At 61.9% G+C, this 25,884-nt stretch carries 19 protein-coding genes; 11 read left to right on the plus strand and 8 right to left on the minus strand.

Translation table 11 applies throughout. The features are described 5' to 3' along the window. The first annotated feature begins 7 nt into the window (after window positions 1–7). A complete protein-coding gene (gene guaD / locus C5F71_RS04170; protein ID WP_104910702.1) occupies window positions 8–1,312 on the plus strand; it encodes a guanine deaminase in 1,305 nt (434 codons plus the stop codon). 123 nt (window positions 1,313–1,435) lie between these two features. Here guaD and C5F71_RS04175 read toward each other — a convergent pair whose 3' ends face one another. Next, window positions 1,436–2,200, minus strand: a complete 765-nt coding sequence (locus C5F71_RS04175; RefSeq protein ID WP_029298219.1) for a GntR family transcriptional regulator — start codon at window positions 2,198–2,200, stop codon at window positions 1,436–1,438. A gap of 354 nt (window positions 2,201–2,554) precedes the next feature. Between C5F71_RS04175 and C5F71_RS04180 the strand changes: the two genes are divergently transcribed. Then, window positions 2,555–3,745, plus strand: coding sequence for a benzoate/H(+) symporter BenE family transporter (locus C5F71_RS04180; RefSeq protein WP_029298221.1), 1,191 nt, complete (start codon window positions 2,555–2,557; stop codon window positions 3,743–3,745). 51 nt (window positions 3,746–3,796) lie between these two features. Here the strand turns inward: C5F71_RS04180 and C5F71_RS04185 are convergent, their stop codons facing one another. Continuing rightward, window positions 3,797–4,141, minus strand: coding sequence for a YggL family protein (locus tag C5F71_RS04185; protein WP_003219101.1), 345 nt, complete (start codon window positions 4,139–4,141; stop codon window positions 3,797–3,799). A 237-nt stretch (window positions 4,142–4,378) separates the two neighbouring features. Between C5F71_RS04185 and dacB the strand changes: the two genes are divergently transcribed. Further along, a complete protein-coding gene (gene dacB / locus C5F71_RS04190) occupies window positions 4,379–5,839 on the plus strand; it encodes a D-alanyl-D-alanine carboxypeptidase/D-alanyl-D-alanine-endopeptidase (RefSeq protein WP_029298225.1) in 1,461 nt (486 codons plus the stop codon). Between the two features lie 199 nt (window positions 5,840–6,038). Here the strand turns inward: dacB and C5F71_RS04195 are convergent, their stop codons facing one another. Both C5F71_RS04195 and rlmKL read right to left on the minus strand, forming a co-directional pair. After that, complete coding sequence (locus C5F71_RS04195) at window positions 6,039–8,438, minus strand: GGDEF domain-containing protein (RefSeq protein WP_104910703.1); 2,400 nt, start codon at window positions 8,436–8,438, stop codon at window positions 6,039–6,041. A gap of 135 nt (window positions 8,439–8,573) precedes the next feature. Next, entirely contained in the window at window positions 8,574–10,844 is a 2,271-nt protein-coding gene (gene rlmKL, locus C5F71_RS04200) for a bifunctional 23S rRNA (guanine(2069)-N(7))-methyltransferase RlmK/23S rRNA (guanine(2445)-N(2))-methyltransferase RlmL (RefSeq protein ID WP_057439518.1), read from the minus strand. Window positions 10,845–11,378: 534 nt separating this feature from the next. On the opposite strand from rlmKL, the gene rmf reads away from it, so the two are divergent. Further along, window positions 11,379–11,594, plus strand: coding sequence for a ribosome modulation factor (rmf, locus tag C5F71_RS04210; protein WP_002553055.1), 216 nt, complete (start codon window positions 11,379–11,381; stop codon window positions 11,592–11,594). Window positions 11,595–11,722: 128 nt separating this feature from the next. Here rmf and C5F71_RS04215 read toward each other — a convergent pair whose 3' ends face one another. From C5F71_RS04215 to C5F71_RS04230, 4 genes are all read right to left on the minus strand, one after another. Continuing rightward, window positions 11,723–12,748 (minus strand): quinone-dependent dihydroorotate dehydrogenase, encoded by a 1,026-nt coding sequence (locus tag C5F71_RS04215; protein WP_104910704.1) that lies wholly within the window; start codon window positions 12,746–12,748, stop codon window positions 11,723–11,725. A 90-nt stretch (window positions 12,749–12,838) separates the two neighbouring features. Continuing rightward, entirely contained in the window at window positions 12,839–13,303 is a 465-nt protein-coding gene (locus tag C5F71_RS04220) for a transglycosylase SLT domain-containing protein (protein WP_104910705.1), read from the minus strand. Further along, window positions 13,300–13,683 (minus strand): winged helix-turn-helix domain-containing protein, encoded by a 384-nt coding sequence (locus tag C5F71_RS04225; RefSeq protein ID WP_256588113.1) that lies wholly within the window; start codon window positions 13,681–13,683, stop codon window positions 13,300–13,302. The genes C5F71_RS04220 and C5F71_RS04225 overlap by 4 nt, the downstream gene beginning before the upstream one ends. A gap of 192 nt (window positions 13,684–13,875) precedes the next feature. Beyond that, window positions 13,876–14,751, minus strand: coding sequence for a secretin N-terminal domain-containing protein (locus C5F71_RS04230; RefSeq protein ID WP_256588114.1), 876 nt, complete (start codon window positions 14,749–14,751; stop codon window positions 13,876–13,878). 245 nt (window positions 14,752–14,996) lie between these two features. Here C5F71_RS04230 and C5F71_RS04235 point away from each other — a divergent pair, with 245 nt between their 5' ends. The 7 genes from C5F71_RS04235 to C5F71_RS04265 all read left to right on the plus strand — a co-directional run bounded on the left by C5F71_RS04235 (window position 14,997) and on the right by C5F71_RS04265 (window position 25,876). Continuing rightward, window positions 14,997–16,223, plus strand: a complete 1,227-nt coding sequence (locus tag C5F71_RS04235; protein WP_104910707.1) for a CmpA/NrtA family ABC transporter substrate-binding protein — start codon at window positions 14,997–14,999, stop codon at window positions 16,221–16,223. A 13-nt stretch (window positions 16,224–16,236) separates the two neighbouring features. Then, on the plus strand, window positions 16,237–16,812 hold the full coding sequence (locus C5F71_RS04240; protein ID WP_029298254.1) for an ANTAR domain-containing response regulator: 576 nt from the start codon (window positions 16,237–16,239) through the stop codon (window positions 16,810–16,812). A 437-nt stretch (window positions 16,813–17,249) separates the two neighbouring features. Continuing rightward, window positions 17,250–18,461 carry a NarK/NasA family nitrate transporter gene (locus C5F71_RS04245; protein ID WP_070995172.1) on the plus strand — a complete coding sequence of 404 codons (1,212 nt, stop codon included), beginning with the start codon at window positions 17,250–17,252 and terminating at the stop codon, window positions 18,459–18,461. Then, window positions 18,461–20,128, plus strand: coding sequence for a bifunctional protein-serine/threonine kinase/phosphatase (locus tag C5F71_RS04250; RefSeq protein ID WP_104910708.1), 1,668 nt, complete (start codon window positions 18,461–18,463; stop codon window positions 20,126–20,128). The genes C5F71_RS04245 and C5F71_RS04250 overlap by 1 nt, the downstream gene beginning before the upstream one ends. A gap of 272 nt (window positions 20,129–20,400) precedes the next feature. Beyond that, the gene (gene nirB, locus C5F71_RS04255; protein ID WP_104910709.1) at window positions 20,401–22,854 is read left to right on the plus strand and encodes a nitrite reductase large subunit NirB; all 2,454 of its coding nucleotides are present in this window, start codon (window positions 20,401–20,403) and stop codon (window positions 22,852–22,854) included. After that, window positions 22,851–23,168, plus strand: a complete 318-nt coding sequence (gene nirD, locus C5F71_RS04260; RefSeq protein WP_029298262.1) for a nitrite reductase small subunit NirD — start codon at window positions 22,851–22,853, stop codon at window positions 23,166–23,168. The genes nirB and nirD overlap by 4 nt, the downstream gene beginning before the upstream one ends. After that, entirely contained in the window at window positions 23,168–25,876 is a 2,709-nt protein-coding gene (locus tag C5F71_RS04265; RefSeq protein WP_104910710.1) for a nitrate reductase, read from the plus strand. Before nirD ends, C5F71_RS04265 begins: the two co-directional genes overlap by 1 nt. Window positions 25,877–25,884 lie beyond the last annotated feature (8 nt).

Consider the following 25,884-nt stretch of genomic DNA (forward strand, 5'->3'; position numbering starts at 1 on the left):
GACGACCATGCCCTTGACTCGCAAAGCCTACCGTGCCGCCATCCTGCACAGCCTCGCCGACCCGGCCATCGTCGGGATCGAAGCCTCCTATGAGTATTTCGAAGACGGCCTGCTGGTGATCGACAACGGCCAGATCAGTGCCCTCGGGCACGCCAGCGACCTGCTGCCGACGCTGCCCGCCGACATCGAAATCACCCATTACCAGGATGCGCTGATCACTCCCGGCCTGATCGACACCCACATCCACCTGCCGCAAACCGGCATGGTCGGTGCCTACGGCGAACAACTGCTGGATTGGCTGAACACCTACACCTTCCCTTGCGAAAGCCAGTTCGCCGACAAGGCCCACGCCGAAGAAGTCGCGGATATCTTTATCAAGGAACTGCTACGCAACGGCACCACCACTGCCCTGGTGTTCGGCAGCGTGCATCCGCAATCGGTGAACTCATTCTTTGAAGCCGCCGAGAAGCTCGACCTGCGCATGATCGCCGGCAAGGTGATGATGGACCGCAATGCGCCGGACTACCTGACCGACACCGCCGAGTCCGGCTACCAGGAAAGCAAGACGCTGATCGAGCGCTGGCACGGCAAGGGCCGCTTGCACTACGCCGTAACACCGCGCTTCGCCCCCACCAGCACACCGGAACAACTGACCCTCGCCGGCCAATTGCTGGGGGAATACCCGGACCTGTACATGCAGACTCACATCAGTGAAAACCTGCAGGAAGTGCAATGGGTCAAGGAGTTGTTCCCAGAGCGCAGTGGCTACCTGGATGTGTACGACCACTACAAGCTGCTGGGGGAACGCTCGGTATTCGCCCACGGCGTGCACCTGTGCGACGACGAGTGCGCGCGGCTGGCCGAAGCCGGTTCAGCCGTCGCGTTCTGCCCGACTTCGAACTTCTTCCTGGGCAGCGGCTTGTTCAACCTGCCGATGGCCGAGAAGCACAAACTCAACGTAGGCCTGGGCACAGATGTAGGGGGCGGTACCAGCTTCTCGCTGCTGCAAACGCTGAACGAAGCTTACAAGGTCATGCAATTGCAGGGCGCACGGCTGAGCCCGTTCAAATCGCTGTACCTGGCGACCTTGGGCGGTGCAAAAGCGCTGCGCCTGGAAGACAAGATCGGCACCTTGCAGCCGGGCACCGATGCAGATTTCCTGGTACTGGACTACAACGCCACGCCCCTGCTCAGCTATCGCTTGAAGCAGGCCAATAACATTGCCGAGACATTGTTTGTACTGATGACGCTGGGGGATGATCGGGCAGTGATGCAGACGTATGCAGCGGGCAATCTGGTACACCAACGCTGACCCAAAGAACACCACAAAACCCTGTAGAAGCTGGCTTGCCAGCGATGCAGGCACCGCGGTGTATCTGTTACACCGCGGTGATGCTATCGCTGGCAAGCCAGCTCCTACACAGTTTGATCGGGTTTACAGCTTGATCGAGGAGCGGCCCGGCTTCTTGGTTTGCAGCAGATGCGAGAACACCGCATGCAAATCATCCGACGCGCTTTCCTCATCGAGGTTGAGCTTGCTGTCGATGTGATCCATGTGATGCATCATCAGGTTCACCGCCAACGCCGAATCCCGGGCCTCGATCGCGTCGATCAACTGGGTGTGTTCATCATAGGAACAGTGCGAGCGGTTGCCGCTTTCATACTGGGCGATGATCAGCGAGGTCTGGGACACCAGGCTGCGCTGGAAGCTGATCAGCGGGGCATTCTTCGCCGCCTCGGCCAGTTTCAGGTGGAACTCGCCGGATAGCCGGATACCCGCGCCGCGATCCCCGCGGGAGAAGCTGTCGCGCTCGTCGTTGACCATCTGGCGCAGTTCGGCCAGCTCTTCGGTCGATGCATGCTGCACCGCCAGTTCGGTGATCGCCCGCTCCACCAGACGCCGGGCCAGGAACACCTGGCGGGCTTCCTCGACACTAGGGCTTGCCACGACCGCACCACGATTGGGGCGCAGCAACACCACGCCTTCATGGGCCAGGCGCGACAAGGCGCGACGGATGATGGTGCGGCTGACGCCAAAGATCTCGCCCAGTGCTTCTTCACTCAATTTGGTACCGGGCGCCAGGCGTTGTTCGAGGATGGCCTCGAAGATATGCGCGTAAACGATATCGTCCTGGGTTCCACTGCGACCGGCCTTACCGGCTCGCGGCTGTTTCTTGAGGGGCTGCAACTGTTCGTTCATGGGCACTCGGGTCGGGAGAACGGCGGCGAATTGACGTTGACTGTAATAAGGGTATAGCGGGTCGCTGGCAAGTATCGCGTAAAAACAGCGCACATTGTACACAACCCGTTGCGCCAACACACTGTACGGCTGTTTGCGCGGCCGGCTGTATTGCAACAGTCAGTTACGTTTGAGTTTAGGCTTGATTCCACGATTTCCCCACCCATCAATGCTGCCCCGATGCCCCTGTAGGAGCGAGCTTGCTCGCGAAGAACCTGAGAGCGCCGCCTTCCACCAGAATGCCCGCGCCATCGCTGAAGATCTTCGCCCGCAAGCCGGCGCCTACAAGTTGCCGGGTACAAGGAAGACTTTTCCATGACCGACGCGACCCAGGCGCCCCTGCGCCCACTGGCCGACACTTCGCCCTCGGCCATCGTTGCCGGCTTTATCGCCATGATGACCGGCTACACCAGCTCGCTGGTGCTGATGTTCCAGGCCGGCCAGGCTGCCGGCCTGACCACCGGGCAAATCTCCTCATGGATCTGGGCAATTTCCATCGGCATGGCGGTGTGCAGCATCGGCTTGTCCCTGCGTTACCGCACGCCCATCACCATCGCCTGGTCGACTCCCGGCGCGGCACTGTTGATTACCAGCCTGGGCGGGGTCAGCTACGGCGAGGCTATCGGCGCCTACATCACCTGTGCGGTGCTGGTGACGATCTGCGGCCTCACCGGCAGCTTTGAAAAGCTGGTCAAGAAGATTCCCGCTTCACTGGCCGCCGCGCTGCTGGCCGGGATTCTGTTCAAGATCGGCAGCGAGATTTTCGTCGCCGCGCAGCACCGCACCGCCCTGGTGCTGGGCATGTTCTTTACCTACCTGATCATCAAGCGCCTGTCGCCCCGTTATGCGGTGCTGGCCGCGCTGCTGATCGGCACTGCCTTGTCCGGGCTGATGGGGCTGCTGGACTTCAGCGGGTTCAGCCTGGAAGTGGCGACGCCGGTATGGACCACACCGCACTTCTCCCTGGCGGCGACCATCAGCATTGGTATTCCGCTGTTCGTGGTGGCGATGACCTCGCAGAACATGCCGGGGGTCGCGGTCCTGCGTGCCGATGGCTACGACGTGCCGGCCTCACCGCTGATCACCACCACCGGCCTGGCCTCGCTGGTGCTGGCCCCGTTTGGCTCCCACGGTATCAACCTGGCCGCCATCAGTGCGGCCATCTGCACCGGGCCCCACGCCCATGAGGATCGCAACAAGCGCTACACCGCCGCCGTGTGGTGCGGGATTTTCTACGGGGTCGCCGGGGTATTTGGGGCCACATTGGCGGCCTTGTTCGCCGCACTGCCAAAGGAGCTGGTGCTGTCGATCGCGGCATTGGCGCTGTTTGGCTCGATCATCAATGGCCTGAGCGTTGCCATGAATGAGCCCAAGGAACGGGAAGCAGCGCTGATTACCTTTATGGTCACGGCGTCGGGGCTGACGCTGTTCTCCATCGGTTCGGCATTCTGGGGGATTGTGGCGGGGGTGTTGACGCTGGTGATTCTGAACTGGCGCAAGGCCTGATAATTACCCTGAAACGAAAAAGCGACCCGGGCGGGTCGCTTTTTCATGCCATCAGACAGCCGGGTTGATCGGCTTTTCTGGGTGCCAGGCGTCCAGCAGTGCGCTGACTTCAACGCGGGTCAGCTCTGGACGAGCCTTCAACCACGCTTCAACAGCGGCACGCTGTTCTTCGTTGACCGAACCACGGGTGGCTTTGCAGACCAGACCGAAGTCATCACCGCCAACGTAGTCCAGGCCATTGCCGTCCATCGCTTCAGTCAGGAATGCTTCGAGGAAAGCGTCAACCGCTTCATCGTCCAAACCTTCTTTGAAGTCCAGGTTCAGTTCGAAACCCAGCTCTTGAAATTCATCAACGCACAGTTTTTTGCGCAGACGCCGGGAACGGTTAGTCGCCATTGGAACAATCCTCTTAAGTATTAACGGCCGGCACTCTACCAGTTTAAGGCGCTGATTGCCCGGCAATCCAAGACGGGTGGCACGTCAGGGCTAAAAAAAACCGCCTTTTGCAGCTATCGTTGAGGCACAAGTAGCCCCACCTTGGGGCATAATGCCGACACTTTCATGACCACTGGGGGATTTTCTTACATAGCCCCCGCTACATTCACCCTCCTATGCAGTAGGGTCTTACTTCTTATGATCAAATCCTTGCGTCCATTGTTACTCGCCAGTTTCCTCTTGCCCCTGGCCCTCTCCGTCACCGCAGCACCGATCAATACCACCTTGCCACCTAAAGTCCAGGAAGCCCTGCAGAAAGCCAAGCTGCAGAACAATGCGCTGTCCCTGGTGATGATTCCGCTCAATGGCCCCGGCACTGCCACGGTGTTCAACGCTGACGTCTCGGTCAACCCGGCATCCACCATGAAGCTGGTCACCACCTACGCCGCCCTGGAAATGCTCGGCCCCAACCATCAGTGGAAAACCGAGTTCTACACCGACGGCACCCTGAGCGGTGGCGTCCTGCGGGGCAACCTGTACCTCAAGGGCGGTGGCGATCCCAAGTTGAACATGGAGAAACTCTGGCTGCTGATGCGCGACCTGCGCGCCAATGGCGTACAGCAAGTGACCGGCGACCTGGTACTGGATCGTGGTTTCTTCATCCAGCCGCAATTGCCGGAATTCAACGACGACGGCAACGATGCCAACAAACCGTTCCTGGTCAAGCCGGACGCCCTGCTGGTCAACCTCAAGGCCCTGCGTTTCGTCACCCGCAATGACTCGGGCCGGGTGCTGGTTTCGGTCGAACCGCCGATTGCCAGCATCCAGATCGACAATCAGGTCAAGGCCACCAACGCCAAGCAGTGCACCGGTGACGTGCGCTACAACCCGGTCACCGCCGCCGATGGCAGCGTTACCGTGACGGTCAGCGGTCAGTTGGGCGACGGCTGCAGCTCGCAGACGTATCTGTCGCTGCTCGACCATGCCACCTACACCGCCGGTGCCGTGCGGGCGATCTGGAAAGAGCTGGGCGGCACTATCCAGGGCCGCGACGTACTGGCCCCGGTGCCGAAAACCGCCAAGGTCCTGGCCCGAGCGTTCTCCCCGGACCTGGCAGAGATCATTCGCGACATCAATAAATACAGTAACAACACCATGGCCCAGCAACTGTTCCTCAGCCTCGGCGCGCAATACCGCAACGATGCCGACGGCGACGATGCCAAGGCCGCGCAACGCGTGGTCCGCCAGTGGCTGGCGAAAAAAGGAATAACGGCACCGCACCTGGTGATGGAAAACGGCTCCGGCCTGTCCCGTGCCGAACGCGTGAGCGCCCGGGAAATGGCGACCATGCTGCAAGCCGCCTGGAGAAGCCCGTACGCGGCAGAATTCATCAGCTCGATGCCGATTGCCGGCAGTGACGGCACCATGCGCAAGCGCCTGAAAACCACGGCCCTGCGCGGCGAAGCCCACGTCAAGACCGGCACCCTGAACACCGTGCGCGCCATTGCCGGCTTCAGCCGCGACAACAATGGCAATACTTGGGCAGTGGTGGCGATCCTCAACGATCCGAAGCCGTGGGGTGCATCATCGGTGCTGGACCAGGTATTGCTGGACCTGTATCGCCAGCCGAAGCTGGCGGCGGCTGCACCGGGCCTATAAACAGCCTGTTGTGATTGTGGCTTTGCCAGCGGGCTTACTGTGGCAAGCAGGCTTGTTGTGGCGAGCGGGCTTGCCCCGCGCTGGGCTGCAAAGCAGCCCCCATTGCGTCATTGAGCTAGGTCAGATAGACCGCGAAGGCAGGTTTTGGGGCTGCTTCGCAGCCCAGCGCGGGGCAAGCCCGCTCGCCACAACAAGCCCATCAGGCGGGTAGCGGCTGTGCCTCAACCCGATCCCGGCCCGCTTGCTTGGCGGCGTACACCGCCGAATCCGCGCGCAACAACAAGCCATCCACACCGTCATCGACCCGCCAACTGGCCACGCCAAAACTGGCGGTCACGGTGCCAACGCCTTCCATCGGTGTACTGCGCAGCACTTCCCATAATTCAACTGCCAGGCTGTAGGCCTGAACGCCATCGGTGTTCGGACACAGCACCATGAACTCCTCGCCGCCCAGGCGACAGAACACATCGCTGCGGCGCAAACGCTGGCTGATCCGCCGACACAACTCCTGTAATACCCCATCCCCGGCAGCGTGCCCGTGCTGGTCATTGATGCGCTTGAAATGGTCGATATCCAGCATGATCACGGCCAGCGTACCCGCCGTGCGCCGCACCCGGCTCATCTCGGCCTTCAGCCGGTCCTGGAAGTAGCGGCGATTATGGATACCCGTCAATGAGTCGGTGATCGACAGCGCCCGCAGCTCCTCCTCCACCCGCTTTAGATCGGAGATATCCGACACGTAGCCATGCCATAACGTACCGCCGCCAGGTAACTCTTCCGGTGTCGCCTCGCCACGGATCCATCGCAGGCCGCGGCCTGGCAGTTGCACCCGATATTCTTCGCGCCAATGGCTCAATTGCAGCGCTGACAAGCGGATAGAAGCGCGGATGCGTTCAGCATCGAGGGGGTGAATACGCTCGAAAACTTGCTTGGCATCCTGTTGCAACAGCCCCGGATCGATTTCATAGATATCGCGCATACCGTCGCTGGCGTAGATAAACCGCCAGTTGTCGTTGGGCTCCAGGGTGAACTGGAAAATCCCGCCCGGCACATGGGCACTGAGTTTTTTCAGCAAGCGATCCCGTGCTGCCAGGGCCTCGTAGGCGCGTTTCTGCTCGGTGACATCCAGGCAGATCGCCAGGTGTCCGATCCATAAGCCATGGTCATCAAGCAATGCCGTGGCCAGCATATTCACGGTCAACTGGCTGCCGTCCTGGCGTACCAGTGTCCACTCCCGAGCCTCATGCAGGCTGTCGGCCCCCTCCACCAGCATCGCCTGGCCCGGCATGATCCGTTTGCCCAGCGCTTGGCTCAGTTGCATGGCACGGGTTTCCAGTTCCGACGCCAGGTGCAGGCTTTCGAGGGTCATGTGACCGAGCACCTGCTGCGCCGGATAACCCAGCATCTGCTCGGCACCGGCATTGAAGGTGTTGATCACCCCCCGCAGATCCGTGGCAATGATTGCCACCTGGGTCGCGGCATTGAGCACACTGCGCAACTGGCCGTGGGCGCCGCGCAACTCATACTCACGCTGGTGCAATTGCCCGGTGCGCTGTTGTACCAGCCTCACCGCCCGCTGGCGCTGGCTGACCAGCACGTAGAGCAAGGCACTGAGCAACAGGCTGAGCAAGCCACCCATGACCAGGATACTGGTAACCGCAGAGTGATTGGCCTGGGCAAATACCTGACTGGGGCGCAGGCTCAGGGCATAGACATGATCACCCAGGGTAAGCCGGCGGATCGCCTCCAGGCCGCTATCGGCCACGGCGTTATCCGACTCGTACAACACTCGCTGCTGGGTGTCGGAAGTATCGACAATCTGCATGACCAGGTTGTCCCGCGCGGGCTTGGGCAAGCCGTCGGCCACCAACTGGCGCATGCTGATCACCGCCATGACGAAACCATAGGGTTCGTTGTAGGTCATTTGCGCGGTGTGCGGCCGGGTGACGGGCGCTACCAGCAACACCCCCATGGCATACGCCGGCTCCACACCCACCAGCAACATGGGTTGGGACACGGCGATGCTCCCGGACCGGTACGCCCGCTCGACGGTTGAGCGGCGCAGTGGTTGGGCCAGCAAGTCAAACCCCAGGGGCGAGCCTATCAGGCTTTGGGTCTGGCTATACAACACCGGCACATATTCGTCGCGCTTGCCTGCCGGCAGCAGGGTCCCGTTGTCGTTCAGTTCGCGAATGGAGAAAGGCGCGCCACGCTGGAGTGACACTTGTTGTTCGAAAGCCTGGCGCTGATCGCGAAATATCCGTGGCGCCCAGGCATAGGCCCGCGCGCGCATGAGCAACGGCTGGGCGAACCCATCGAACTCTTCACGGGAAACCGTATTGGAATTGACGAAAAAACGCCGCAGGCTGCCCAGACGCTGTTCCTGGTCTTCAAAACGCTCTTCCAGGCGGCTATAGCGTTCGTTGACCAACAACTGAAAACGCTGGCGGACTTCCTGCTGATGCAAATCGGCCGTGGCCAGCGCCAGCACGACGGTGAGCACCACACCCACCAGCAATACTACCGACGCTACCAGCCAAGCCGACGCCTGTTCGCTGATAAATCCCAGTATTTTCGGGCGGACGTCTTGCAACGGCATAGGCAAAACTCGAAACACCAGCGTGCAGGGGCGCCACTTTGGCTAAGAGATTAGTTATAGCCATCGAGCCCACTTTTGACCAGCGTAAAAAAGCCGCGAACCCGGAAAAATCCGGGCCCGCGGCTTCAAGGTCGATCAGCGTGCGGTGATTTTCCAGGCCCGGTGGATTTTCGGGTTACGGGCAAAATCCGGATCGATGGTTTTATCGCTGATTTCCTCGACCGCATAGCGCTCGCCCAGGTTGTCCTCCAACTGGAACTTGCGGAAGTTGTTGGAGAAATACAGCACCCCGCCCGGTGCCAGACGGGCCATGGCCAGGTCGAGCAACTGCACGTGGTCGCGCTGGACGTCGAACACGCCTTCCATGCGCTTGGAGTTGGAGAAGGTCGGCGGGTCGATGAAGATCAAGTCGAACTCATCACGGCTGGCTTCCAGCCAGGCCATCACATCACCCTGCTCCAGGCGGTTCTTGTCGGAGAAGCCATTGAGGGACAGGTTGCGGCGCGCCCAGTCCAGGTAGGTTTTCGACAAGTCGACACTGGTGGTGCTGCGCGCACCGCCCTTGGCCGCATGCACACTGGCCGTGGCGGTGTAGCAATACAGGTTGAGGAAGCGTTTGCCGGCCGCTTCTTTCTGGATGCGCATGCGCATCGGGCGGTGGTCGAGGAACAGCCCGGTATCCAGGTAGTCGGTCAGGTTGACCAGCAGCTTCACCCCGCCTTCGCTGACTTCAGTGAACTTGCCCTGGGCGCTCTGGCGCTCGTACTGCTTGGTACCGCTCTGGCGCTCGCGGCGCTTGACCACTACGCGGCTCTTGTCGATGTTCAGCGCCTGGGGAATCGCAGCCAGGGCATCGAACATGCGCGCCGAGGCCTTTTCCGGATCGATGGACTTGGGCGCCACGTATTCCTGGACGTGCACCCAGTCGTGGTACAGGTCGATAGCCATGGAGTATTCCGGCATATCGGCGTCGTACACGCGGTAGCAATCGACACCCTCGCGCTTGGCCCACTTGCCCAGCAACTTGAGGTTCTTTTGCAGGCGGTTGGCAAACATCTGCCCGCCTTCGCTCAAGCGCGCCTGCTCGACCACCGGAGCCGGTGCCGGCGCGGGTTTGATCGGGTTACCGTTCTTGTTGTACTGGCGCTCTTGCGGCTCGGTCGGGGCCTGATCGTAAGCGGCTTGCTCACGTTCGGCCTGGCGCTGTTCCGGGGTACGGCGCTCGCCGGTCACGAACTGGTCCGGGTTGACCTTGATCAGCAGCAGCTTGCACGGCAACGCGCCGTTCCAGAACGAATACTGCTTGTGGCTGCGGATCCCCATGCGCTTGCCCAGGTCAGGTGCGCCAGTGAATACCGCCGCTTCCCAGCCCATGCACGCCTGGCGCAGACGCTCACCGAGGTTCTGGTAGAGATACAACAGGCTGGCTTCGTCACCCAGGCGCTCGCCGTACGGCGGGTTGCAGATGACCAGGCCTTTCTGGTTCTGGTCCGGGCGCGGCTCGAAGGTACCGACTTCGCCCTGGTAGATCTTGATCCAATGGCTCAGGCCTGCACGCTCGATGTTGTTGCGCGCAGGCTGGATCAAGCGCGGGTCAGCTTCGTAGCCACGGATCCACAGTGGCGGTTTGTTCATGCCGATGGCCGCACGTTCGCTGGCCTCGGTGTGGAGTTTTTTCCACAGCGCTGGCACGTGGCCGAGCCAGGCGGTGAAGCCCCACTGCTCGCGATTGAGGTTGGGCGCCATGTCCGCAGCAATCATCGCACCTTCCACCAGGAAGGTACCGACGCCGCACATCGGGTCCGTCAGCGCGCCGTTTTCTGCGGCAATGCGCGGCCAGCCGGCACGAATCAGAATCGCCGCCGCGAGGTTTTCCTTCAACGGTGCGGCGCCCTGCTGCAGGCGGTAACCGCGCTGGTGCAGGCTATGGCCGGACAGGTCGAGGGAGAGGATCGCTTCGCCACGGTCCAGGCGCAGGTGAATGCGCAGGTCGGGGTTGATCTTGTCGATGGACGGGCGTTCGCCGGTCGGGGTGCGCAGTTTGTCGACGATCGCATCCTTGACCTTCAGCGCGCCGAAGTGGGTGTTGTCGATGCCCGAGCCATGGCCGCTGAATTCCACCGCGAGGGTGCCATCGGGGACCATATGGTCTTGCCATTCGATATCCAGTACGCCGTGGTACAGGTCTTCGGCGTCCTTCATCGGGAAGCGCTTGAGCACCAGCAACACACGGTTGGCCAGGCGCGACCAGAGGCACAGGCGGTAGGCGGTTTCCATGTCGGCCATGCCGCGCACGGCCGAGGTGTGCTCGCGGGCGTCTTCAAGGCCAAGCCCGACGGCTTCCTCGATCAGCAGGCCTTCGAGGCCCTTGGGGCAAGTGAGGAAGAGTTCGTAACGGTCCGACATGGGCATTCCAGGCTTTTCAGCAATAAGTGAACGGGCGACGCATCGCGCGTTCGATTTTCAATCAAGCGCTTTTCTTGAAGAGCGCTCGCGTGGCACGAATGTGTGCCGTTCCACCCCGGCGTCCAGGCTTTGTGGGCCTTGATTGCCGGGGCAGAGAGATAATTTTTGCAACAAAAGGAAATATTCCGACCCTTCGTCGAATAATAACCGACTGCAGGCGGCGGGTATTCTCACTAAAGGATTAAACCCATCCTCTATACAGGGCACATCATAGCTGGCTTTGGCCAAAAAAAGGGGCGAAAAGCCATCCCAGCTTATGGCTATAGCATCGTTATCGTTACGTGCTTATGACAAAACGATCATTGAATCCATGTGACCTATTGGTTAGAACTCAACACAGGTTAGCGCCGCAACGACGCTGACACATTGGCTCGCCACGCCGGCAGCGAGCCGCACCAACGGCAGAAAAACTCTGCCCGGCCTCGCATGAGGTCGAAGGATATCAAGACAGTCAACAAGTGAGGGAAACACCCTATGAGAAGACTTAAGCGTGATCCGTTGGAAAGAGCATTTTTACGCGGATATCAGTATGGCGTTCATGGCAAATCCCGTGAGCTTTGCCCATTTACTCTACCGTCGGTACGCCAGGCCTGGATTAACGGGTGGCGCGAAGGACGCGGCGACAACTGGGACGGTATGACCGGCACTGCGGGGATCCACAGACTCAACGAACTTCACGCCGTCGGCTAATCAGGGCACTTAATTCCGACAACCACCTTGAAGAATGTAACGACTTAACCACGCACGCCCCATCCGGGCGGCGGGCTTCGGCCCAGGGGCTCCTTCGAGGAGCCCTTTTTTATGGCCGGACGTTCGCATCAGGGTTTTGGCAAGGCCGCGATGGCGTCCACCGACTGGCGAATCAACGCCGGCCCCTTGTAGATAAACCCGGAGTACAACTGCACCAGGCTGGCGCCCGCGGCGATTTTCTCGGCGGCGTGCTTGCCCTCGGTGATCCCGCCCACGGCGATGATCGGCAAACGCCCGGCCAGCTCGGCCGCGAGCACCTTGACGATATGGGTGCTCTGTTCGCGCACTGGCGCGCCGGAAAGCCCACCGGCCTCGTCACCGTAGGCCAGGCCTTCAACGCCAGCACGGCTGAGGGTGGTGTTGGTGGCAATCACCGCGTCCATCCCCGAATCCACCAGGGCCTGGGCCACCAGCACGGTCTCTTCGTCGCTCATGTCCGGGGCGATCTTGATCGCCAACGGCACACGCTTGCCATGGCGCACCGCCAGGTCTTCCTGGCGCTGGCGCAAGGCCTCGAGCAGTTGCTTGAGGGAGTCGCCAAACTGCAGGCTGCGCAGGCCCGGGGTATTGGGCGAGCTGACGTTGACCGTCACATAGCTGGCATGGGCGTAAACCTTGTCCAGGCAGGTCAGGTAGTCATCCACCGCACGTTCAACCGGGGTATCGAAGTTCTTGCCGATATTGATCCCCAGGATGCCCTTGTACTTGGCGGCCTGCACCCGCGACAGCAGATGGTCAACGCCCAGGTTGTTGAAGCCCATGCGATTGATGATCGCCTCGGCTTCCGGCAGGCGGAAAATGCGCGGCTTGGGATTACCCGGCTGCGGGCGCGGCGTGACCGTGCCAATCTCCAAAAAACCGAACCCCAGTTGCGCAAAGCCGTCGATGGCCGCGCCGTTCTTGTCCAGGCCGGCGGCCAGGCCAACCGGGTTGGGGAAGTCGAGCCCCATCACCGAGACCGGCATTTGCGCCGGCGCCTTGCACACCAGGCCATTGAGCCCCAGGCGGCCGCCCGCGCCGATCAGGTCCAGGGACAGATCGTGGGAAGTTTCCGGGGAGAGTTTGAACAACAGCTGGCGGGCCAGGGTATACATGGGCGGGCTTGACTCGGATGGCGGCGAAAGGTGGCGGCGATTATAGCTGGGGTGGCGGGTGCGCGCGAGGCATGGCACACCGCCGGTCGATCATCCCCTGCGGGAGGCCATCAACTCTTCGTAGCGCGCCCAGATCTTGCGCGCATAGCGCAGGCGTAACTCATCACGCTCGGGCCCGGCCCCAGGCCCGGCGTTATAGGCGCCCACGGCGGTCCAGTTGTAGCCAAACTGCTTGATAAAGGCGGCGAGGATCGATGCCCCCACCTCCACCGACAGGCAAGGCTCATCCAACAACCGCTGCTCGGTGATCCCCTGTTTAAGCAGGCGCGGCAGATGAATGCTGTTGATTTGCATCAGGCCAATATCGCGAGTGCCATTGTTGTTGCTGTGGTTCATGGCTTCGGCGCGGTAGCCGGACTCTACTGCGGCAATTGCCTGCAACAGTTCTGGCTCGATATCGTACTGGCGGGCGGCCTCGGCCCAGCAATACGCCTGGGCCTGACCGACTCCACCCAGGCTCAATAACAACAAACCTAGCCGGCAGGCGCGCTTCATACCCGCTCACCACACCATCCACAGGCCGGGCACGCAGCGGTGTGTGCCCCCACCGCCTGCACCAGCCCAGGGCGCGCGACCACCCGCACCCGGCCATTGAAACGATAACCGCGGCCATACACCGTTGCGATCAACCCACGATCGCCCTCCAGTTGCTTGCGCAATGAGTAGATGCAGCGGGTCAGGGATTCTTCGGCAACGTCGATATCCGGCCAGACATGCTCCAGCAGGCAATCCTTGGTGACCAGCACCCCAGGCGTGGCCAACAACAGGCGCAACACGTGACTCTCTTTGGGCGGAAGCTGAATGTCGCGACCTTCGGTGGTCAGCCTGCCATCCTCCTGCAACGTCCATTGACCAAAGGCGAGGGACGCCGTCATCAAGCCCTCAACTGCAACAACCATTCAAACCTCTGTACCTGTCTGCGGGCATTCACGGCGCCTGAGGATTGCGTCACGCACCGTCTGGGAGAGGCGCGACTATAGAAACCCGTCATCAATTTCACGTTAGGAAAAAGCCCGATGCGTCGAAGTTTTGCAGGAGTTTTGCGTAGGAACTTTCGAAGCCTGGCGCTACTGCTCGCCTACCCGGGCAAACGCGCGCCGTACACGTTCGTACTGATCGGCGCTCAGGGATGTCGAAGCGCCCTGCCCCTGGGCAAAAGAACGCGGGGGCACATCCAGTTCCGCCACCCGTTCCCTGATCATCCTTAGTTGCTGCTCACTGCCACTGATCAACATGCTGTTGACCTGCGGATACGCAATCACCGTGATGCCGGTGCGCGCCTTGCCACCCAGTTCGGCGAGCTGCTTCTCGAGGAGCGTGGCGAGACCGGGTACGGTGATGGTCTGCGTGCCCCTGTCGTACCGGCGGTCTGCTACATCGGCGTTGAGCACCTGGATGACCCCGACTCTTTGCATGTCCTCACGCCGCGCCGGGCGCGGGCGGTCCATCAACTGGGCCAGGCGCATGACGTGATCGACATAGTTGGCGGGCCCCGACACGTAAAACAGACGGGGGCCGGCCTTGCGCAGGGGGTAACGCGCCTCGTCGAGCCCCGTGCGCCCCATGACGTCGCGCAGGCGGTCGACCGTCATGTGCCGCAGGGCCACCCCGGAACTCTTGGCCTCGCCAGCGTCGTAGAGATGCAGCACCTGGCCGTCGCTGTACCAGATCAATTCATGCTGCAACGCCACGGCCTCGAGGACGGCTTGCGCGTTGGCAAAATCAAACTGCCCGCTGATACGTTTGCCCGCCGCCAACTTGCTGACCACGATGGGCTGGCCGAGGGGCACCGCAAGCCGACCGAAGAAGCCTTGCAGGCTTTCGTCCCACGCCAGATAGGACTCGCCCATCGCCGGCAAGGCATTGAGCATCAGCAGAGCGCCCAGCAGCCAGCGCTGCAAAAGGCCATGGACGGTCGCTGTGGTAAATCGGGCAAGGAGCACGCTGGGTTTCCTGGACGGTGTTGCCTGAAGGGCCGCCATAGTGAAAGGCCCCCACGGCGCAATCTTGATGAAAGCCTGACGGCCTACCCCATGCCGCACGCCGTGGCATGTGCCTTGCTTTACCTTGCCCAGGGCAGCCCGCGCCAATGACGGAACGGGCTCAAGGACAAAGGCGTCGTTACCGCAGGTGGCTTGTAAGACACCCTACGGAGCGACGCCTTTTTTCACACAGAAGGTAGGTGTTGATGAGTGATCAGGTCGGCTACAGCCAGGCAACCAATCCCCTGGCCTGGGTCAACGGCAGCGATGCCCCGGAAAAGAGCAGCCTCGACCTGGGCTTCATGGCCTTGAGCGATTGCGCCTCGCTGGTGGTCGCGGCGACGCAGGGGTTTGCCCAACCGTATGGCCTGACCTTGAACCTCAAACGCCAAGCGTCGTGGGCCGGGCTGCGGGACAAGCTGGTCAGCGGCGAACTGGACGCCGCCCACAGCCTGTACGGCCTGATCTATGCGGTACACCTGGGCATCGGCGGCGTCGCTGCAACCGACATGGCGGTGCTGATGGGCCTGAACCAGAATGGCCAAGGCATCAACCTGTCCCAGGGCCTGCAACAACAAGGTGTGACCAGTCCTGAGGCACTGGAGCGCAAGGTGCACCAAAGTCGGACAAAACTCACCTTCGCCCAGACCTTTCCTACCGGTACCCATGCCATGTGGTTGTATTACTGGCTGGCCAGCCAGGGCATTCACCCGCTGCGGGATGTCGAGAGTGTGGTGGTCCCGCCGCCGCAAATGGTCGCGCACCTGCAAGCCGGACGGATCGACGGCCTGTGCGTCGGCGAACCCTGGTGTGCCAGCGCGGTGCAGCAGAACCAGGGCTTCACCCTTGCCACCAGCCAGGCGATCTGGCCGGACCACCCGGAAAAAGTCCTGGGCTGCACCCAGGCGTTTGTCGAGCAATACCCCAACACCGCACGCGTGCTGGTGATGGCGGTTCTGGAAGCCAGCCGTTTTATCGACGACAGCCTCGAAAACCGGCGCTCCACCGCGCAACTGCTTAGCGCCAGGGATTACCTGGACGCGCCACTCGACTGCATCGAACCGCGGCTGCTGGGCATCTATGACGACGGCCTGGGTAACCACTGGCAAGACGTACACGCGCTGCGCTTTCATGGCGGGGGCGAGGTCAACCTGCCGTACCTGTCCGATGGCATGTGGTTCATGACCCAATTCCGCCGCTGGGGCCTGCTGCGTGAAGACCCCGATTACCACGCCGTTGCCCGTCAGGTGCAGCAACTGGATCTGTATCGCCAAGCCGCAAGCGCCGTGGGCGTGGCGACCAAGGCCGAAGAAATGCGCAGCAGCCAGTTGATCGACGGCAAGGTCTGGGATGGCTCGGACCCGGCCGGCTACGCCCGCAGTTTCCGCCTGCACGCCCTGGCCGACGATGTCGTCCGCCACGCCTTGCGCTGACGGGAGGCCACCCATGTTGCGAATCCTGCTGATCAATGACACCCCGCGCAAAGTCGGGCGCCTCAAGAGCGCGCTGACCGAGGCCGGTTTTGAAGTGATCGATGAGTCGGGCCTGACCATCGACCTGCCAGCGCGCGTCGAAACGGTGCGCCCGGATGTGATTCTGATCGATACCGAATCACCCGGCCGCGATGTGATGGAGCAGGTGGTGCTGGTCAGCCGCGACCAGCCCCGGCCCATCGTGATGTTTACCGACGAACATGACCCCGGCGTGATGCGCCAGGCAATCAAGTCCGGGGTCAGTGCCTATATCGTCGAAGGCATCCAGGCCCAGCGCCTGCAACCGATCCTCGATGTCGCCATGGCGCGCTTCGAGAGCGACCAGGCCTTGCGCGCGCAACTCATAGCCCGCGACCAGCAACTGGCAGAACGCAAGCGCATCGAGCTGGCCAAGGGCCTACTGATGAAAATGAAAGACTGCAACGAGGAACAGGCCTACACCCTGATGCGCCGCCAGGCCATGAGCCGCCAGCAAAAGCTGATCCAGGTAGCGGAGCAGATTATTGCCATGAGTGAGTTGTTGGGCTGAGATAGCGGCACCGACACACCTTTCAGACACTGACGCCCCCCTGTGGCGAGCGGGCTTGCCCCGCGCTGGGCTGCGCAGCAGCCCCAACAAGATCACAATGTTTTATCAGATAGTCCGAGGTGACTGATTTTGGGGCTGCTGCGCAGCCCAGCGCGGGCAAGCCCGCTCGCCACGACAGCGGTGTCTGCCTGGTTTTATGCGCTGAGGCAAAATTGCGTAGAGACCGAAGCCGCGATGGCGGTGTCACGATTGGCGCAAGACTTGCTATGTAAACATCACAGGTAGCCAACGGCGGTTGCCCCTCCACGACAAAGACGTCGCACATCCGGTTTGCATACGCGAACCCGGTGGCGGCGTTTTTTCGTTTTGGTGGGGCGGCCTTCGCGGGTCGTTCCATCACCAGGCCTTCTACAAGATCCCCAATCGTGAGGTGCGTGATGAAATCAAGCTTCTGGAAATCCGGGCACACCCCGACCTTGTTTGCCGCGTTCTTGTATTTCGACCTGAGTTTCATGGTCTGGTACCTATTGGGCCCGCTGGCGGTGCAGATCGCTGCCGACCTGCAACTGACCACTCAGCAACGCGGGCTGATGGTCGCCACGCCGATCCTGGCGGGGGCGATCCTGCGCTTTTTGATGGGCATGCTGGCGGACAAATTGTCGCCCAAGACCGCCGGGCTGATTGGTCAGGTGATCGTGATTGTGGCGCTGTTCTTCGCCTGGAAACTGGGGATCCACAGTTATGAGCAGGCACTGCTCCTGGGGCTTTTCCTCGGTATGGCCGGGGCCTCGTTTGCCGTTGCCCTGCCGCTGGCGTCCCAGTGGTACCCCGCCGAACACCAGGGCAAGGCCATGGGCATCGCCGGGGCCGGCAACTCCGGCACCGTGTTTGCCGCGCTGCTGGCGCCGTTGATCGCCGCCGCATTTGGCTGGAGCAATGTGTTCGGCTTTGCCCTGATCCCGTTGATCCTGACCCTGATCGTCTTTGCCTGGCTGGCGCGCAACGCCCCCGAACGGCCAAAAGCCAAATCCATGGCCGACTATTTCAAGGCCTTGGGCGATCGCGACAGTTGGTGGTTCATGTTCTTCTACAGCGTGACCTTCGGTGGCTTTATCGGCCTGGCCAGCGCCCTGCCCGGATACTTCAACGATCAATATGGCTTGAGCCCGGTCACCGCCGGCTACTACACCGCCGCCTGCGTGTTCGGCGGTAGCCTGATGCGCCCTCTGGGCGGCGCCCTGGCCGACCGTTTCGGCGGGATCCGCACGCTACTGGGCATGTACGCCGTGGCAGCCGTCTGTATCGCCGCCGTGGGTTTCAACCTGCCCAGTTCCTACGCGGCACTGGCCCTGTTCGTCTGCACCATGCTGGGCTTGGGCGCCGGTAACGGTGCGGTCTTCCAACTGGTACCGCAGCGCTTTCGCCGGGAGATCGGCGTGATGACCGGGTTGATCGGCATGGCCGGCGGCATCGGCGGCTTCGCCCTGGCAGCGGGCATGGGCGCGATCAAGCAAAGCACCGGCAGCTACCAGTTGGCGCTGTGGCTGTTCGCCAGCCTGGGCGTGCTGGCGTGGTTCGGTCTGTATGGTGTGAAACGGCGCTGGAGGACCACCTGGGGTTCGGCTGCCGTCACCGCAGCGCGGGTCTGATGAGCCTGCAACTGAGTGTTGCCCAGGCCAGCGCCATCGGGCCGCGTGAGGAAAACCAGGACGCCATGCGCCTGGTTACCCCAGCCCCGGACCTGGCCGCCAGCAAAGGCTACCTGTGTGCCATCGCCGACGGCGTCAGCCAGTGTGCCGATGGCGGCCTGGCCGCGCGTTCGACCTTGCAGGCCCTGGCCCTGGACTACTACGCCACGCCACAAACCTGGGGCGTGGCCCAGGCCCTGGACCGGCTGTTGCTGGCGCAGAATCGCTGGCTGCAGGCCAATGGCGGCGGCCAGCCGTTGTTGACCACCCTCAGCGCCGTGGTGTTTCGCGGCCAGCGCTTTACCCTGGCCCATGTCGGCGACTGCCGGGTGTATCGCTGGTTCGACGGCGAGTTGCAGCGCATCAGCCAAGAACATGTCTGGGAGCAACCGGGCATGCAGCACGTGCTCAAGCGCGCCCTGGGCCTGGATCAGCATCTGGTGGTGGACTTTCTCGACGGTGAACTGCGCCAGGGCGAATGTTTCCTGCTGCTCAGCGATGGTGTGTGGTCGACCCTGGCGGATCACAGCATCCGTGCGATCCTGCGCGAACAGGCCGACCTGGACCTGGCCGTGAATACGCTGGTCCACGCCGCACACCTGGCGGGTAGCCAGGACAATGCCAGCGCCCTGCTGGTGCGCGTCGACCAGCTCGGCGCCGCCACCCTGGGCGATGCACTGGTGCAGTTGCAGCAGTGGCCATTGCCGCCGCCGTTGAAGGCCGGGCAATCCTTTGAAGGCTGGCAGGTGGAGAGCGTGCTGGCACAAAGTCGGCAGTCGTTGCTGTACCGGGTACGCGATACCCAGCAGCAACCCTGGCTGCTGAAAACTCTGCCCCCTGGCCATGACGATGACCACGACGCCGCCCAGGCCCTGCTCTCAGAAGAATGGTTTCTGCGCCGGGTGGCCGGACGGGCATTTCCTGAAGTCCATCCGGCCGGCGGGCGTCAGCATTTGTACTATGTGATGCGTGAATACAGCGGGCAGACCCTGGCCGCCCTGTTCCAGCAGCAAGGCCCCTTGCCGCTGGCACAATGGCAATCCATCGCCGAGCGCTTGCTGCGCGCGGTGGGCATGTTGCATCGCCGGCAGATCCTGCACCGCGACATCAAGCCGGAAAACCTGCTGCTGGGGGACGACGGTGAATTGCGGGTACTGGACTTTGGCCTGGCCTATTGCCCGGGGTTATCCGAGGACCGCGCTCACCTGCTGCCGGGCACCCCCAGCTTTATCGCGCCTGAAGCCTTCAGTGGTGAACGTCCGACCCCTCGGCAGGATTTGTACAGCGTCGGCGTGAGCCTGTATTACCTGCTGACCGGGCACTATCCCTACGGTGAAATCGAAGCTTTCCAGCGCCCCCGCTTCAACACGCCGGTCAGCGCCAGCCGCTATCGACCGGATCTGCCCGACTGGTTGCAGCAAAGCCTGGAACGCGCGGTGGCGGCACAACCGGACCAACGCTACGAAACCGCCGAGGAATGGCTGCTGGTACTGGAACAGGCCGACCGCCGCGAGCTGAGCCTGCGCCCTCGGCCACTGCTGGAGCGCGAGCCTCTCAAGGTCTGGCAAACCCTGGCGCTGGTGTCGCTGCTGCTCAATCTGCTGTTGCTGTATCTGTTATCCCTGTAGGAGGCAGGCGCGCCAGTTGTGGGCGTCGCGCCTTTAAATGGTGCGAAAAAGCCTTGTGGCAGCCGCCAGAACCTCAGTAAATCCGGCTTTTCACGACTTGGCACAACCACTGCATTAGTTCCTGCAACACCCCACATACAGCCCACCCTTCAACGACGAAGGTGGGGCTTTCCCGAGAGAACGGGACCAGGACAAAGGCGTCCTCGCTAGGCAACTAGCGGGACGCCTTTTTTTGTTTGCGCGTGATTTGTCGAGCCATTGCGGAGAACGACATGAAAAAACTCAAACTGGTGATGATCGGCAACGGCATGGCCGGGGTTCGCACCCTTGAAGAACTGCTGAAGCTGAGCACCGAGCTGTACGACATCACGGTCTTTGGCGCCGAGCCCCACACCAACTACAACCGCATCCTGCTCTCGCCGGTGCTGGCCGGTGAGCAGACGTTCGAAGAGATCGTGCTCAACGACCTCGACTGGTACCTGCAAAACAACATCAAGTTGCTGCTCAACCGCAAGGTGGTGCAGATCGACCGGGTCAAACGCAAAGTCATCGCCGAAGACGGCACCGAGGCCGAATACGATCGCCTGCTGATCGCCACCGGTTCGACTCCGTTCATCCTGCCGATCCCCGGCAATACCTTGCAGGGCGTGATCGGCTACCGCGACATTGCCGACACCCAAGCCATGATCGACACCGCCAAGACCCACAAGCATGCCGTGGTCATCGGTGGCGGCCTGCTCGGCCTGGAAGCGGCCAATGGCCTGATGCTGCGCGGCATGCACGTCACCGTGGTGCATATCGGCGAATGGCTGCTGGAGCGGCAACTGGACAAGACCAGCGGCCAGTTGCTGCAAACCGAACTGGAAAGCCGTGGCCTGGTGTTTCGCCTGTGCGAACAGACCCAGGCCCTGCATGACGCCGGCAATGGCCGCGTGGGTTCGGTGCAATTTAAAAACGGCGACGTGATTCCCGCCGACCTGGTGGTGATGGCCGCCGGGATCCGCCCCAACACCGAACTGGCGGAAAAGTCCGGCATCCCGTGCAACCGTGGGATCCTGGTCAACGACACGATGCAAACCTACGACCCGCGCATCTATGCCATCGGCGAATGCGCCAGCCATCGCGGGATTGCCTACGGCCTGGTGGCGCCGCTGTTCGAGCAGGCCAAGGTCTGCGCCAACCACCTGGCCCAGTTGGGGTTCGCCACCTATAAAGGCTCGGTGACCTCGACCAAACTGAAAGTCACCGGTATCGACCTGTTTTCCGCTGGCGACTTCATGGGCGGCGAAGGCACCGAAACCATCACCCTTTCCGACCCCATCGGCGGCGTCTACAAGAAGCTGGTGATCAAGGACGACATCTTGGTCGGCGCCTGCCTGTACGGCGACACCGCCGATGGCGGTTGGTATTTCCGGCAGATCCGTGAGAACCATGGCATTGGCGAAATCCGCGACCACCTGATGTTCGGCGAAAACGCCTTGGGCGACGTCGGCCACCAAGGCCAGGACAAAGCCATGAGCATGGCCGACAGCGCCGAAGTCTGCGGCTGCAACGGCGTGTGCAAGGGCACCATCGTCAAGGCGATCCAGGAACAGGGCCTGTTCAGCGTCGATGAGGTGAAGAAACACACCAAGGCCGCCAGTTCCTGCGGCTCCTGCGCCGGGTTGGTGGAGCAGATCCTGATCAACACCGTGGGCGGTGCGGCTGACGTCAAGCCAAAGAGCGAAAAAGCCATCTGCGGTTGCAGCGACCTGAACCACGGACAAATCCGCCAGGCGATCCGCGACCAGCACCTGCTGACCATCGCCGACACCATGAGCTACCTGAACTGGCGCACCCCCAACGGCTGCGCCACTTGCCGCCCGGCGTTGAACTACTACCTGATCTCCACCTGGCCGGGAGAAGCCAAGGACGATCCGCAATCGCGCCTGATCAACGAACGGGCCCACGCCAATATTCAGAAAGACGGCACTTACTCGGTAGTCCCGCGGATGTGGGGCGGTGTGACCAATCCTTCCGAACTGCGGCGGATTGCCGATGTGGCCGACAAGTACAACGTGCCGATGGTCAAGGTCACCGGCGGCCAGCGCATCGACTTGCTGGGCATCAAGAAACAGGACCTGCCCGGTGTCTGGAAAGACCTCGATATGCCGTCCGGGCACGCCTACGGCAAATCCATTCGTACCGTAAAGACCTGCGTAGGCAGCGAGTTCTGCCGCTTCGGCACGCAGAACTCCACACAACTGGGCATAGAGTTGGAGCATGACCTGTTCAATATGTGGTCGCCCCACAAGGTCAAGCTGGCGGTCTCCGGTTGCCCGCGCAACTGCTCGGAAGCCGGGATCAAGGACGTGGGAATTATCGGCGTCGACTCGGGCTGGGAGATGTATATCGGCGGCAACGGCGGGATCAAGACCGAGGTCGCAGAGTTCTTCGTCAAGCTCAAGACCGCCGAGGAGGTACGCGAATACAACGGCGCCTTCCTGCAGCTGTACCGCGAAGAAGCCTTCTACCTGGAGCGCACCGTGCATTACATGCAGCGGGTCGGCATGGACCATATCAAGAAGGCCGTGTTGGAAGACTCAGCGCGGCGCCAGGCCCTGAACGAGCGCCTGCAGTTCTCCCTGTCGTTTGAACAAGACCCATGGAAAGAACGCCTGGAGCAGCCGTTGCTGAAGAAGGAATTCGACACCATCGCCGTCAAACAGCTGGAGGTATTGGTATGAATTGGCTGGATATCTGTGCCCTCGACGAAATCAACGCACTGGGCTCGCGCATCGTCAGCGGTCCGAAAGGTGAAATTGCGATTTTTCGGACCAGTGACGACGAAGTCTTCGCCCTTGACGACCGCTGCCCGCACAAGGGTGGGCCATTGTCCCAGGGGTTGATTTACGGCAAACGCGTAGCGTGCCCATTGCACAACTGGCAGATCGACCTGGCGTCCGGCGAAGCCCAGGCCCCGGATATCGGTTGCGCCCACCACCACCACGCCCGGGTTGAAAACGGCCGGGTGATGCTGGCCCTGCGGGACGCTGGTTGATGAACCGCCAGGTCACCGCATCGACCTGCTGCTACTGCGGGGTCGGCTGCGGCGTGCTGATCGAGCATGATGGCGCGCAGATCCTCGGGGTCAGCGGCGACCCGTCGCACCCGGCCAATTTCGGCAAGTTGTGCAGCAAGGGTTCCAGCCTGCACCTGACTGGCGACCTGGCAGCGCGGGCGTTGTACCCCGAATTGCGCCTGGGCAAAGGCCTGGCCCGTGGCCGTACCGATTGGGACAGCGCCCTGGACCACGCGGCCCATGTGTTCGCCGACACCATCGCCGAGCACGGCCCCGACAGTGTGGCGTTCTATATCTCCGGGCAACTGCTGACCGAGGATTACTACAGTTTCAACAAGCTCGCCCGGGCGCTGGTGGGCACCAACAATATCGACAGCAATTCCCGGCTGTGTATGTCCTCGGCGGTGGTCGGCTACAAGCGCAGCCTGGGGGCCGACGCGCCACCGTGCAGCTATGAGGACCTGGAGGCCAGCGATTGCGTGATGATCGTCGGCAGTAATATGGCCTACGCCCACCCGGTACTGTTTCGCCGGCTGGAAGAGGCCAAGGCGCGCCGTCCGGATATGAAAGTGCTGGTCGTTGATCCACGGCGCACCGATACCTGTGACTTGGCGGATATGCACCTGGCAATCCTGCCGGGTACCGATGTCGCGTTGTTCCATGGGATTTTGCATCTGCTGCTGTGGGAAGACTGGATCGATCGTGACTTTATCCAGGCTCATACCGATGGTTTGGTCGAACTCAAACGCCTGGTCCACGACTACACGCCGCAGATGGTCACGCAATTGTGCGGGATCAGTGTCGAGCAACTGCGCCAGTGTGCGCAGTGGGTCGGTACCTCCACGAGCTTTCTGTCGCTGTGGTGCATGGGGCTCAACCAGTCCACCGCCGGCAGTGCGAAAAACAGCGCCCTGATCAACCTGCACCTGGCCACCGGCACCATTGGCCGCCCAGGTTGCGGGCCGTTTTCCCTGACCGGTCAGCCCAACGCCATGGGCGGCCGGGAAACCGGTAGCCTGTCGAACCTGCTGCCGGGCCATCGTGATGCCAACAACCCCGTGCACCGCGCACAAGTGGCCGCCTACTGGGGGGTTGAGCAACTGCCATCCAGCACCGGCTTGACCGCCATCGAATTGTTCGAGCAGGTACAGGCCGGCAAGATCAAAGCGCTGTGGATCGCCTGCACCAACCCCGCGCAATCGTTGCCAGACCAGAGCAGCGTGCGCCAGGCCCTGGCCGCGTGCCCATTCGTGGTGTTGCAGGAAGCCTTCCGCACCACAGAAACCGCAGCCTTTGCCGACCTGTTGTTGCCAGCCGCCAGTTGGGGTGAGAAAGAAGGCACCGTGACCAATTCCGAGCGGCGCATTTCCCACGTACGCCAGGCCATTGCCCCACCGGGTGAGGCGCGGTCGGACTGGGCGATTACCGTGGATTTCGCACAGCGCCTGGAGCAACGTTTGCGACCGGGCCTACCGAGCCTGTTTGCGTTTGCACAACCGGCGCAGATTTTTGATGAGTTCAAACTGCTGACACGCGGTCGGGACTTGGACCTGTCAGGTATCAGCCATGCCCTGCTCGACCGGATCGGCCCGCAACAATGGCCGTTTCCCGCCGAAGCTCAGAGCGGCACGCCACGGCTGTACACCGACGGCATCTTCCCGACCGACAGTGGTCGTGCGCACTTTATCGCCGAGCCTTATCGCGCGGCCAAGGAACAACGTGATGCGCGCTTTCCCCTGACCCTGATCACCGGCCGCCTGCGTGACCAATGGCATGGCATGAGCCGCACCGGTACGGCTGCGCAACTGTTCGGCCACGTCAGCGAAGCATTGCTCAGCCTGCACCCGGACGAACTGCGCCGGCACCGCTTCAAAGAGGGCGATCTGGTGAGCCTGAAAAGCCGCCGTGGCCAGGTGATTGTGGCGGTGACCAGTGATGACAGCGTGCGGCCCGGCCAGGCGTTCCTGCCCATGCATTGGGGCGATCGCTTCCTCAAGGGCGGCGTCAACATGCTGACTCAGCCGGCATTCGATCCCTTGTCGAAACAACCCGAGCTCAAGCACAGCGGTGTGCGCCTGGAAGCCGTGCAATTGCCTTGGCAGCTGTTTGCGTTGATCGAAGGTGACGTGCAGCAACACTTCGAGGCGTTGCGTCCGCTTTGCGAGCGCTTTGCCTACGTCAGCCTCAGCTTGACCGGGCGTGAGCGGCCGGCGCTGCTGCTGCGTGCTGCCCATACCGAGGCGCCGGACCTGCAGTTGCTCAAGAACATCGACCAATTGCTGGGCCTCAATGACGGCCCGGTCATGGCCTATGACGACCCACGGCGCTCCATCGGCAAGCGGGTAAAAATCGAGAAAGGCCGGATTACCGCGATCCGTCTGGCCGGCGAAACCCTGGCCCGTCATTGGCTGCAAAGCCTTTGGCTGGAGGGCCGGACCGATGAACAACTGCGCCGCTGGTTGCTGGCCCCGCTAAGCGCGCCACCCGGCGCGGGTACGAGCAGCAACAAAATTCTCTGCAACTGCAAGAACGTCAGTGAAAACGCGATATGTGCAGGCATCAGTCGCGGCCTGGACCTCGCTGGGCTGAAGCAAGAACTGGGCTGCGGCACGCAATGTGGCTCCTGCGTCCCCGAAATCAAACGGCTTTTGGCGAGCACCTCGCAGCCAATCGCTATCAGTGTGTGAGGGCAATG

This window comes from Pseudomonas sp. LG1D9, assembly GCF_002949995.1.
Classification (GTDB): domain Bacteria; phylum Pseudomonadota; class Gammaproteobacteria; order Pseudomonadales; family Pseudomonadaceae; genus Aquipseudomonas; species Aquipseudomonas proteolytica.

Coding starts and splice junctions, on each gene's coding strand:
- guaD (WP_104910702.1), top strand. CDS start 8: ATGCCCTTGACTCGCAAAGCCTACCGTGCCGCCATCCTGCACAGCCTC.
- C5F71_RS04175 (WP_029298219.1), bottom strand. CDS start 2,200: ATGAACGAACAGTTGCAGCCCCTCAAGAAACAGCCGCGAGCCGGTAAG.
- C5F71_RS04180 (WP_029298221.1), top strand. CDS start 2,555: ATGACCGACGCGACCCAGGCGCCCCTGCGCCCACTGGCCGACACTTCG.
- C5F71_RS04185 (WP_003219101.1), bottom strand. CDS start 4,141: ATGGCGACTAACCGTTCCCGGCGTCTGCGCAAAAAACTGTGCGTTGAT.
- dacB (WP_029298225.1), top strand. CDS start 4,379: ATGATCAAATCCTTGCGTCCATTGTTACTCGCCAGTTTCCTCTTGCCC.
- C5F71_RS04195 (WP_104910703.1), bottom strand. CDS start 8,438: ATGCCGTTGCAAGACGTCCGCCCGAAAATACTGGGATTTATCAGCGAA.
- rlmKL (WP_057439518.1), bottom strand. CDS start 10,844: ATGTCGGACCGTTACGAACTCTTCCTCACTTGCCCCAAGGGCCTCGAA.
- rmf (WP_002553055.1), top strand. CDS start 11,379: ATGAGAAGACTTAAGCGTGATCCGTTGGAAAGAGCATTTTTACGCGGA.
- C5F71_RS04215 (WP_104910704.1), bottom strand. CDS start 12,748: ATGTATACCCTGGCCCGCCAGCTGTTGTTCAAACTCTCCCCGGAAACT.
- C5F71_RS04220 (WP_104910705.1), bottom strand. CDS start 13,303: ATGAAGCGCGCCTGCCGGCTAGGTTTGTTGTTATTGAGCCTGGGTGGA.
- C5F71_RS04225 (WP_256588113.1), bottom strand. CDS start 13,683: ATGACGGCGTCCCTCGCCTTTGGTCAATGGACGTTGCAGGAGGATGGC.
- C5F71_RS04235 (WP_104910707.1), top strand. CDS start 14,997: ATGAGTGATCAGGTCGGCTACAGCCAGGCAACCAATCCCCTGGCCTGG.
- C5F71_RS04240 (WP_029298254.1), top strand. CDS start 16,237: ATGTTGCGAATCCTGCTGATCAATGACACCCCGCGCAAAGTCGGGCGC.
- C5F71_RS04245 (WP_070995172.1), top strand. CDS start 17,250: ATGAAATCAAGCTTCTGGAAATCCGGGCACACCCCGACCTTGTTTGCC.
- C5F71_RS04250 (WP_104910708.1), top strand. CDS start 18,461: ATGAGCCTGCAACTGAGTGTTGCCCAGGCCAGCGCCATCGGGCCGCGT.
- nirB (WP_104910709.1), top strand. CDS start 20,401: ATGAAAAAACTCAAACTGGTGATGATCGGCAACGGCATGGCCGGGGTT.
- nirD (WP_029298262.1), top strand. CDS start 22,851: ATGAATTGGCTGGATATCTGTGCCCTCGACGAAATCAACGCACTGGGC.
- C5F71_RS04265 (WP_104910710.1), top strand. CDS start 23,168: ATGAACCGCCAGGTCACCGCATCGACCTGCTGCTACTGCGGGGTCGGC.